This is a genomic window from Alteromonas sp. KUL42 (assembly GCF_006538325.1).
Classification (GTDB): Bacteria; Pseudomonadota; Gammaproteobacteria; order Enterobacterales; family Alteromonadaceae; genus Alteromonas.
The window spans coordinates 644,568-655,484 of record NZ_BJKK01000001.1; the positions used below are offsets into that span (position 1 = coordinate 644,568).

Genomic DNA, 10,917 nt, shown 5'->3' on the forward strand with positions numbered 1-10,917 from the left:
TCATAATTCACCAGCTCCCATAAATAGAACATTAATAATGATTCATGTTTTAGGTTGAGATTATGAGACTAGATAGATTTACCAGTAAATTTCAGCTCGCTATTTCCGATGCTCAATCACTCGCATTGGGCCGAGATCATCAATATATCGAACCCGTTCATTTAATGACGGCCATGCTAAATCAACAAGGCGGTTCGGTACGACCTTTGTTAGATCAAGCAAACATCAACGTTAATGCATTGCGCTCTGCACTTAGTCAAGCTATTGAACGTTTACCTCGTGTCGACGGTATTGGTGGTGATGTTCAGCTAAGTAAAGACAGCGGGATATTACTTAACCTTTGCGACAAAATTGCCCAGCAGCGTAAAGATGAATACATCACGTCTGAAATTTTTGTGCTTGCGGCACTACAAGACAAAGGGCGTCTAGGGGAAATATTTAAAAGCCTGAATATCACCAAAGATGTCATTGAAGCGGCTATTGACGACATGCGTGGCGGACAAACGGTAACCGATCCTAATGCAGAAGACGTACGCCAAGCGCTCGAAAAATACACCACGGATTTAACCGAACGTGCGGAGCAAGGAAAGCTTGACCCCGTTATTGGTCGAGATGATGAGATTCGTCGCACTGTACAAGTTCTGCAGCGCCGCACGAAAAATAACCCAGTGCTTATTGGTGAGCCCGGTGTAGGTAAAACGGCCATTGTTGAAGGACTTGCCCAGCGTATTATTAACGGTGAAGTTCCAGAAGGCTTGAAAAACAAGCGCGTGCTCTCTTTAGACATGGGCGCATTGGTTGCCGGTGCCAAATACCGCGGAGAATTTGAAGAGAGATTGAAAGCGGTATTGAATGAACTGGCCAAAGAGGAAGGGCGTGTCATTCTGTTTATTGATGAATTACATACCATGGTGGGCGCAGGAAAAGGCGACGGCGCGATGGATGCGGGCAATATGTTAAAGCCTGCACTCGCACGCGGTGAGCTTCACTGTGTCGGTGCCACAACGCTTGATGAATATCGTCAATACATCGAGAAAGACGCAGCACTTGAGCGTCGCTTCCAAAAGGTGTTGGTCGAACAACCAAGTGTTGAAGACACTATTGCCATATTGCGCGGACTAAAAGAGCGCTATGAGCTTCATCACTCTGTTGACATTACTGACCCTGCGATTGTTGCCGCTGCAAGCTTGTCACACCGTTACATCAGCGACAGGCAGCTACCTGATAAAGCTATCGATTTGATTGACGAGGCAGCATCAAGTATTCGGCTGCAAATTGATTCTAAGCCTGAAGATATGGACAGGCTAGAGCGCCGTATTATTCAGCTCAAGTTAGAAGAACAGGCCTTGGCCAAAGAAACCGATGATGCCAGTCATAAACGCTTAGAAATGATTGAGCTAGAACGGGAACAAGCAGAAACGAAATACGCCGAACTAGAAAAAGTATGGCTTGATGAAAAAGATGCCATGCAGGGCACACAAACCATTAAAGGCGAACTGGAACAAGCCAAGTTGGATTTAGAGATTGCGCGTAGAGCGTCAGATCTCAATCGGATGTCGGAGCTTCAGTATGGTCGTATTCCTGAACTGGAAGCCAAGTTAGAACAAGCGGCTGAAAATGAAACGCGGGAAACAATACTACTCAAGAACAAAGTCACTGAGGCAGAAATTGCTGATGTATTGTCTCGTTGGACCGGGATCCCCGTGGCTAAAATGCTAGAAGGTGAGCGCGACAAATTATTGCGAATGGAAGACGTGTTACACAAGCGTGTGGTAGGGCAGGAAGAAGCTGTGCAAGCCGTATCAAATGCTATTCGCCGCTCTCGAGCTGGTCTTGCTGATCCGAACAGGCCCATTGGCTCTTTTCTGTTCTTAGGCCCAACGGGGGTAGGGAAAACTGAACTGTGTAAAGCGCTAGCTGGCTTTATGTTTGACACAGAAGACGCCATGATCCGCATTGATATGTCTGAGTTCATGGAAAAGCATTCAGTTGCGCGATTAGTGGGAGCGCCTCCGGGCTATGTAGGCTATGAAGAAGGCGGATATTTGACAGAGGCTGTGCGCCGCAAACCTTATTCGGTCATCTTACTTGATGAAGTAGAGAAAGCGCACCCTGATGTGTTTAATATTTTACTGCAGGTGCTTGATGATGGTCGTTTAACTGACGGGCAAGGGCGCACGGTAGACTTTAAAAACACGGTTGTCATTATGACCTCTAATTTAGGTTCAGACATCATTCAAGATAAACACAATGAAAATCAGTATGATGAAATGAAGTCATCTGTCATGCAGGTGGTAGGTCAGCATTTCAGACCTGAATTTATTAACCGTGTTGATGACATAGTGGTGTTCCATCCATTGGGTAAAGAGCAAATTAAATCTATTGCCAAGATCCAACTTGCTTCACTACGCGCGCGCTTGGTTGAAAAGGGTTACAAGCTTACATTGTCTTCTGCCGCGATGGACACGTTAGCAGAAGCTGGCTTTGACCCAGTATTTGGCGCCCGTCCATTAAAACGTGCAATACAAGTTCAGGTAGAAAACCCACTTGCACAGAAACTGTTAGCAGGGGAATTGCTCCCTGATTCCACTATACGTATTGATGCAGACGAAAGTGGCTTGTTTGTAGTCAGTGAGTAAACATTCTTAAGATCGTCTAGCTATTGCAATCTAAAAAGAGCGACAGGAAAGGGTCGCTCTTTTTTTGTGATTGGTATTACCTTTTCATTTCATTGCGTTACTACGGAGTTCCCCCATGAGTCATTCCCATATTGTTAAGCTGTTACAACAGGCTGTGGGAGAGCGGGGAATTACAACTTCACAGCAGGGAACAAAGCATTACAGAAAAGGGTGGCGCTCAGGAGAGGGCAGTGCATTAGCCGTGGTCTTTCCCCAAACCCTGCAGGAATACTGGCAAGTATTGAAAGCTTGTGTTCAAACGAACTGCATTATCATAATGCAAGCGGCCAAAACTGGGCTAACCGAAGGTTCAACCCCAAGTGGTGATGATTACGACAGACCTGTGGTCATTATTAATACCCTCGCTATGGATAAGCTTATTCTTATTAACAACGGGCTACAGGTTCTTAGCTTTCCGGGGGCTACGTTACATAAACTTGAAGGGCTATTAAAGCCAATTCAAAGAGCGCCACATTCTGTTATCGGTTCGTCGTGTTTGGGCGCATCTATAGTGGGTGGGATTGCCAATAATTCTGGTGGCGCTTTAGTCAAACGTGGACCAGCTTATTCCGAGCTTGCACTTTATGCGCAGGTCGATTGTCATGGCGAGCTGCATCTGGTCAATCATTTGGGTATTGATTTAGGGGAGACCCCAGAGCAGATACTCAATAATTTATCTTCGGAGAATTTTAATAAGCAAATAGTACTTGGTGAAAAAAAAGCCTCAGCCAGTGATTATGAACAACGTGTACGAGATGTAGATGCACACTCGCCAAGTCGTTTTAATGCCGACCCTTCAAAGTTATATGAAGCCAGTGGCTGCGCAGGGAAATTAGCTGTTTTTGCCGTTATGTTAGATACATTTGCTATACCCAAACGGGAAAAGACTTTCTATATTGGTGTGAACAACCCGCAAGTATTAACCCAAATTCGCCGTGACATGCTCCAACAATTTAAACATCTACCTGAGGTGGGTGAATATTTGCATAGAGATATGTTTGATATAGCAGACAAATACGGTAAAGACACATTTCTGAGTATTGAGCGTCTGGGTACAACATTCCTACCCAAAATGTTTGCGGCAAAAGGGCGTATTGATGCTTTGTTAGAGAAGGCGCCTTTTTTACCTTCGTCATTGTCTGACCGCATCTTACAAGGCGTTAGTCAGCTTTTCCCCGATCATTTACCCCCACGTTTACGTGTGTACCGCGACGAGTATGAGCACCACCTTATTGTGAAAATGAGTGATGGTGGTATTGAAGAAGCTGAGCGCTATTTTACAGCATTGTTTCAGAAGGCTAACGACAGTCGAAGTGATAAAGGCATTGAAGTAAAGAGCAATTTAGGTAACTTTCTAAGCTGTACTGCCGAAGAAGCGAGTAAGGCATTTCTATTGCGATTTGCTGCTGCAGGTGCCGCGGTAAGGTATCAAACTCTCAACTACAAGACGGTGGGTGATATACTGGCTTTGGACATTGCACTTCGACGCAACGATGATGCATGGGTGGAACAGTTACCCGAACATATAGAAAAACACATAGATAAGTCACTGTATTATGGGCACTTCTTCTGTCATGTATTTCACCAAGATTACATACTCAAAAAAGGCAGTGACGCAAAGAAAGTAAAAGCCGATATGCTGAAACAACTTGATAGCAAGGGGGCAAAATACCCTGCGGAGCATAATGTGGGTCATCTTTACAAGGCAGATGATGCCTTGCAACGCTTCTACGAAAGCTTAGATCCGACCAACACCTTCAACCCAGGTGTAGGCATGCTAGAAAAGCACAAGCGAAATTGCTCGTGCTGTCTATAACAGTTTTATAAGCTATCAAGAAGGCGCTTAGCTTGAGGCCGCATAAAGAAAGGGCGTTCTACGTTAACAGCGAAAGTAAGCTCTTTCTTGGCCTCATCAATTCGATTGAGCTTTGCCAATGTGTAACCTAGGTGATAGCGAATATTGGGATCTTTGGCATCTCGTGCAAAAGCATCACGTAGCATCCTTAAACTACCTTCATAATCACCTTCAAGCGCCTTGATATAGCCAAAAGTATCTAAAATTTTTGCCGAATTAGGTTGAAGTTCATAGGCTTGAATAATGTATTGTTTAGCATCAGTAACTGTATTCTCTAAGCTCATAATGGCGAGCCTGTTGTACACTTCCGCTGGGTTTAAAACAGTGCCTTCCTCAATCAACTCAAGATACAGCGTGCTAGACTCTTCAAACTCTCTAATAAAAAACAAGTACTGAGCGAGTAAATGCTTTGCTAATACTGCGCCACTTTCGTCTGAGGCTAAACGTCGTGCAGTGGATAAGAAAATATCGACATGTTGTTCTACTAAGGCGTAGTTATACATAGCGGAAAGTGCTTGTACAAAAGTGGGGTCGATATCTAATGCTTTTTGATACGCATTGACAGCCTGCTCACTATTGCCTCTATTGGCTTGAAGGCGGCCTTGAAGAAAATGATAAATAGGGCTCTTACTGCGAGAAGCGCTTAATGACTTAAGTATTTTGTCTGCTTCTTCGTTGTCATTAATATCTAATAAAAAGCTTGTATATTGTAAGGCTATTGATGTGTTGTCAGGAGCAAGACTCATAGCTCGCGCTAGGGCATTTTTGGCTGCGTCATCGCTTTTTATGGCATGCGCTAGATTTGCAAAAGTAACCAATCTATTTGGTTCAGAATTAATAAAATTCCTAGCAATATTTAGCGTTTTTTCTGCCTCAACGTTGTGTTTCTCTCTGATTTGTAACGCTGCTTTGCGTAGTAAATAATTAGGGTTGTCAAAGTTGTCTTTTAACAAAAGATCTAAGTGGTAGAGCGCCGCTGAGGTATCACCCATCTGCTGATAAAGCATAGAGAGCTTTTCTCTCGCGCCACTATTGGAAGGAGAGAGCGTTAATAAATCTAAGTAAATTTGTTTTGCTTGTTCTAGCTCACCCTCTTTAGTGTGGTTAAATGCCCTTAACATTAACGTTTCACTGTGCTGTGGTGACAGTGCTAGTAGCTCGCTTATAAGTGTATTTGATGTGTTTATATTACCTAGGCGGCTTTCAGTAGCAGCCAAGTTAAATTTAGCCGGAAACAACGTAGGGTTTAATAGGAGCGCTTTTTCAATATTGCGCTTTGCCTCTTCCAACTTTTCCTGTCGAATAAGAATACCCGCCCTTAAATTGTAAATTTCGGCTTCTTCGGGAAATAGTGCTGATAATCTTTCAGCACCTTGAAATGCTTCTTCAAAATTGCCCGCTTGCAATTGCATCAAAGCATAGGTGAAGAGAAAGCCTGCATTATCCTGATACGAAGGAAAATTAAGGTCTAGTATGCGCAGTGCTTCGTCTTGTTGTCCTCTTGCAGCCATCAGCTTTATTTTGAAAAGCTGCAACTTTCCTTCTTCAGGGTATTTTTCTACTAAATTTCGTAGCAAGCGATCAGCCTTAAATGCTTGGCCTTGTCTTATAAATAGATCTCCTAGTAACAAGGCAGCATCAATTTTTTCCATTAGTTCGTTTTGGTAGCGCTCTAATAAAATCAATGCTTGTTTGTCTTGTTGTGTCGCCATGTAGACCTGACTTAGCATTAATACAGCTTGAAGATCTTCAGGTTCTTTTTGTAAGTAAGTACTAAAGTCTTTGGTTGCTTGTTCTAAGTTACTGTTGAAAAAGTTGGTGAGTCCGCTGATGTAGAGCAACATGGGTTGTGAAGTAATAAGTTCAGGATCAAGCTGAGCCATAAATTCATTAAGTTCTTTTAACTTATCATTGGCAATAGCTTGATGGTTGTCACGGCTTTTCAACCAGCTGTTAAGAAGGATAGCCAGTGGATCATTGGGAGTATCCTCAATAATCTCTTCGACGAAAAGCTTGGCTGAGTCGTAGTCTTTAACTTCTAAGTACAAATCGACAAGATTTCGCAAAGCTATAGGGTCATCACGGTTAAAATTGAGTGCCTTTTGCAAATGCTCAGTTGCTTCTTGGCGATTGCCTTTACGGTACGCCAACTGACCCTTTAAACGCCATGTAATCGCGTTTTCTGGTTCTACAGCCATGGCTTGCCCAATTAAATTCTCGGCATTGACCAGCTCTTCTCGCTGTAGCGCTATAGATGCTAACCCATTGATAGCACGAACGAAATTAGGTGAACGTGCAATAATGGTATTGTAGTCGCGTAGCGCACACTCTAATCTTTCTAAACGAATGCATGCTGTCGCTCGAATAAGTAGCCATTCTCGCAACGCATCACCAGAAAGCTTATTTGTATCAGAAAAGTCGACAATACTTTGATACTTATTAAGAAACAGCCAGGTGTTTCCTAGCGGCTCTGCTAATAAATTGATGTCAGCGCCCATTTCTAACGCTTCCACAAACTCCATTTCTGCCGCACTTAAATAACCATTAATTAGTAATATTTCGCCCATGAGAATTTTGGCTGATAAATTTTCAGGGTCTTTTTGTAAACTGTTTTTTAAATGAATGTAGGCTTCGTCGTAAGCTGCATCGTTGAATGCAGTAAGGGCGAGCTCGTAGTCTTCTGATGTTGTAGCGTAAGTAAATGACGCAATAAATGAAGTGACAAGGAGGGGGAACACAGTGCGCTTAATCACGCTTTTATTCACTAGCAAAGCCATATTTACCTTAAAAGATTACGATACTGCATGAAAAAATATAAAAAAAGGCGACCAAGGCCACCTTTTTAAAATACGTGCTTTTTCAAAATATTCAAACAGTAAGACGCGAAACTTTTTTGCGCTTTAGTGCAAAGATAAACAAACTCAAGCACATAATTGCTAAAGTGCCTGGCGCATTAACAGGCGTCGAATTATCGTCAGGATCTAAAACTGAAGGTTTGGTAAAGTTGATCCCAGAAATTTTGTATCGGTCATTAAACGTAGAGCCGCCCGTTACAGATCCAAATACCGTATTGTAAGCACCGACTAACCAATACCTTGCAGTTTCTGTGAAATTAAGCTCAGTGGTGTGCTGGTTATTGCCAATATGCGTGAGCGAGTACGAGCTACTCAATGCATCAGCTATGATATTTGACCATGTAGATTGTTGCCCTGTTAACGCATTCAATCCACTAGTGCCAAGGGCTGCCACAGAAACTTCTTGCGAACCTTCTTGTGTAGGCGCCCATCCAAAGTCTATATTAGTGAGGGTTACAGCACTACTGAAACTGAAAAGAATAAAGTCATAGTCTTGCCATCCTTTTGAGCTCGTATTGTCTACGGTTTGATGCCAGTTTTCATCTTCATAGGAGTTTCTAACAGCCCAACCATACCCTGGAACTTCTTGTAAGTTTGCACTAATTACGCGGTCGAATTGACCTGAATCGCCATGAACAAGCTGCGCGCTATCTGCCCAACCAGATATTGACACAGATACACCGTTTACGTTAACAACGTTGCCTATTGTGGGGTCGACATTAACATTTACTTCGTCAAAGTCGTAGCTGTAACTGTGCTCTGCTAGTGAAGAATCAGTAGCCCAAGCACTACCAGCACAAAGCAAAAGACACGACAACAAAATTCTAAACATTATGATTGACTCTACTACATCACTACTAATATTTTCTCATGCGAATTTTGTGCCAGATTTTATGTTCATGATTTTACGCAATAAAAAAGGGAGAAAGTACAGAGTCGTAAAGAATATTGACAGTTAGCGAGAGTAATAAAGAGAGCGAAAGGTGTATAAAGATGCCTCTAACGATAACCTTTATGCTGGCCGGGCGTCTTACGACGCCAAGCAACGAAAAGTGAACATGCCATTAAAAGGCCAATAGTGCTAGGCGCATTTACAGGGGTAGACCCTTCATTCGCATCAGGTGTTGGAGTTATGTCAAAGCCAATATTCGCTAGTTTAAACGCATCGTTGCCCACATAGCCACCAATGTTACCAAATACCGTATTATAGGCGCCAACCAACCAATACTGCGCTGATTCAGAGAAATTGAAGTCAGAGCGATGATCCAAGTAATCACAGTTTTCAATATCAAATGACGCAGAAGTAAGAGCATCCGCCACGATATCACTCCAAGTGTTAATACCCGAAGTTAAACCTGAGATGTTGTTAAGCGCAGCGACAGAAACTTGACTATCGTTATCGCTATACAACCACGAAAAGCTTGCCCCAGTGAGTGTAACTGCTTGGTCAAAGGACAACAAAATGAAATCATAATCGCGCTCAACGTTTGTCATGCCACTTTGATGTGAGGCATAGCTTCCCTGATAATAATAATTGATATTGTCTATGGCATGATCAGCACCGCCATTGTAATAGGCTTCATCATTATTGGTGACTCCATAAGCCCATGTGTTTGAGATTTTCTGTAAATCAGCGCCTACAACAGCTTCGTTGTATAGGCCTTGCGTATCTGAAAATGCAGACAGTGAGATGTTTACGCCATTTATATTAATTGAAGAAACAGAAGGATTAGTTCCTTCATAGACACCATCATCAACTAAGTCATAAGTATTTTCACCAAGAGGGGAATTACAATCTGAATTTTGACTGTTGTTAGAACCACCGCAATGTGAGTAATCGTGATGATTATAGGTAGCATGCGAACTAGCAGTGAAGCAAATACCACTAGTTATCAACAACGTAAGCAAAAGACGTTTTTGTAGAATGATCATCATTGCATTCCTCTTTTGAAGCGTTACCACTTCTCGGGCAAGCTATCTTCTTCTAGCTACGTTATTAAATTGACCTAAGTATTTAGCTTTATGCTTAACTTAATGAACAATTTCGCAACTTATACTACGCAGTCGTTTTACAATCGTCTCATTGCGTAGTGAACAGATAACTTACTAATTTTCAACATGGACTTTTAGGATATATGAATAATGATCAATTTTACGTATGTAGTAGCATACCTTGTTATTATGTGATCAAATAGGCGTTAGGACGAATGAGAAAGTAGTAATGAATATAGCGTCGTCTACATTACTATGCGTTAGCCGATATCTATGAAATAATTACTACATTATATATAGAAGTACGAGGACATATGTCTGAACAGAAACGTAAAGGGATATACTTACTTCCCAATTTGTTAACAACTGCAGGTTTGTTTTCTGGCTTTTTTGCCGTTGTTTCATCTATGAACGGTCGTTTTGAAGCTGCTGCTGTTGCTATCTTTGTTGCCATGATCTTTGATGGCTTAGATGGTCGTGTAGCACGTATGACTAACACGCAAAGTGATTTTGGTGCCGAGTATGATTCTATGGCCGATATGGTTTCATTCGGTATGGCCCCAGCGTTAGTTGCTTATAATTGGGGGTTGACTGAATTAGGTAAACTTGGATGGTTAGCCGCATTTATTTATGTAGCTGGAGCGGCGTTGCGTTTAGCTCGTTTTAATACACAAGTTGGAATAGCTGATAAGCGATTTTTCCAAGGTCTTGCCAGTCCTGCAGCAGCTGCTGTTGTATCTGGCCTTGTATGGGTCGGTGTCGAATACGATGCCGTGGGTAGCGACTACGGTTTAATAGTAGCTGCTGTTACAGGCCTTGCTGGTCTATTGATGGTAAGTAACTTCAAATACAATTCCTTTAAAGAAGTAAACTGGCATGGCAAAGTGCCTTTTGTTGCACTCTTATTGGTATTACTTATCTTTGTGGTTGTAGCTACTGAACCGGCGTTAGTGTTGTTTTTAGTTTTTGCTCTTTATGCATTAGCAGGCCCAATCAACACATTTAGAACTGTTGATAAAGTCACGCTACACGATGTAGTCGGCGATCACGAAGAAGACGCTGACTTCATCAATAACAAAAACTGCGCACAGGAAAAGGTAGACGAAAACAAATAAGACAACGTCAATGCTGATTAAAGAAGCATTGACATGTAATGAGTGTTCTTATTGTTTCGAGTAGCGGTTTATTTAAGTGAAGATTTCTGAGTGTTAGATTTCTGTGTTAATAGTTAGCTAGTTAAAGATAAATCGCATCGAGAATGGCTAAACACACAGTCTCTTGATGGTTATTTGACCGTTGTGTGTAAAAAGCGACCGAATGGTCGCTTTTTTTATGTTTTTTTGAAAAAGGCTGTTGACCTAATCATGAATATACGTAAAATGCGCGCCTCCTTACAAGGGAACGCCGAAGCAATGGGGTTACTTGAAAGGCTCAATAACTGATTGAAATAAATATTTTAAATTAGTTGTTGACAAAAAAAAGATGCGCTGTAAGATACGCATCCGCTTCGGGAGAGGCAGCTAGCAAAGCTAGTAAT

Annotated in this window: 6 protein-coding genes; 3 read left to right on the forward strand and 3 right to left on the reverse strand. The window is 42.2% G+C overall.

Features of this window, described 5'->3' with window-relative positions; translation table 11 throughout:
* Window positions 1-62: 62 nt before the first annotated feature.
* Together clpB and dld are read left to right on the forward strand one after the other, a co-directional pair.
* Window positions 63-2,639, forward strand: a complete 2,577-nt coding sequence (clpB, locus tag EYR97_RS02810) for an ATP-dependent chaperone ClpB (RefSeq protein WP_131092300.1) — start codon at window positions 63-65, stop codon at window positions 2,637-2,639.
* 115 nt (window positions 2,640-2,754) lie between these two features.
* Window positions 2,755-4,494, forward strand: coding sequence for a D-lactate dehydrogenase (dld, locus tag EYR97_RS02815; protein WP_131092301.1), 1,740 nt, complete (start codon window positions 2,755-2,757; stop codon window positions 4,492-4,494).
* Window positions 4,495-4,499: 5 nt separating this feature from the next.
* On the opposite strand, the gene prsT is transcribed toward dld, so the two are convergent.
* From prsT to xdp1 (EYR97_RS02830), 3 genes are all read right to left on the reverse strand, one after another.
* A complete protein-coding gene (gene prsT / locus EYR97_RS02820) occupies window positions 4,500-7,298 on the reverse strand; it encodes an XrtA/PEP-CTERM system TPR-repeat protein PrsT (RefSeq protein ID WP_242634855.1) in 2,799 nt (932 codons plus the stop codon).
* A gap of 103 nt (window positions 7,299-7,401) precedes the next feature.
* On the reverse strand, window positions 7,402-8,220 hold the full coding sequence (xdp1, locus tag EYR97_RS02825) for an exosortase-dependent surface protein XDP1 (protein WP_131092303.1): 819 nt from the start codon (window positions 8,218-8,220) through the stop codon (window positions 7,402-7,404).
* Between the two features lie 167 nt (window positions 8,221-8,387).
* Window positions 8,388-9,320 (reverse strand): exosortase-dependent surface protein XDP1, encoded by a 933-nt coding sequence (gene xdp1 / locus EYR97_RS02830; protein ID WP_404840943.1) that lies wholly within the window; start codon window positions 9,318-9,320, stop codon window positions 8,388-8,390.
* Window positions 9,321-9,694: 374 nt separating this feature from the next.
* Here xdp1 (EYR97_RS02830) and pssA point away from each other — a divergent pair, with 374 nt between their 5' ends.
* A complete protein-coding gene (pssA, locus tag EYR97_RS02835; RefSeq protein WP_131092304.1) occupies window positions 9,695-10,495 on the forward strand; it encodes a CDP-diacylglycerol--serine O-phosphatidyltransferase in 801 nt (266 codons plus the stop codon).
* Window positions 10,496-10,917 lie beyond the last annotated feature (422 nt).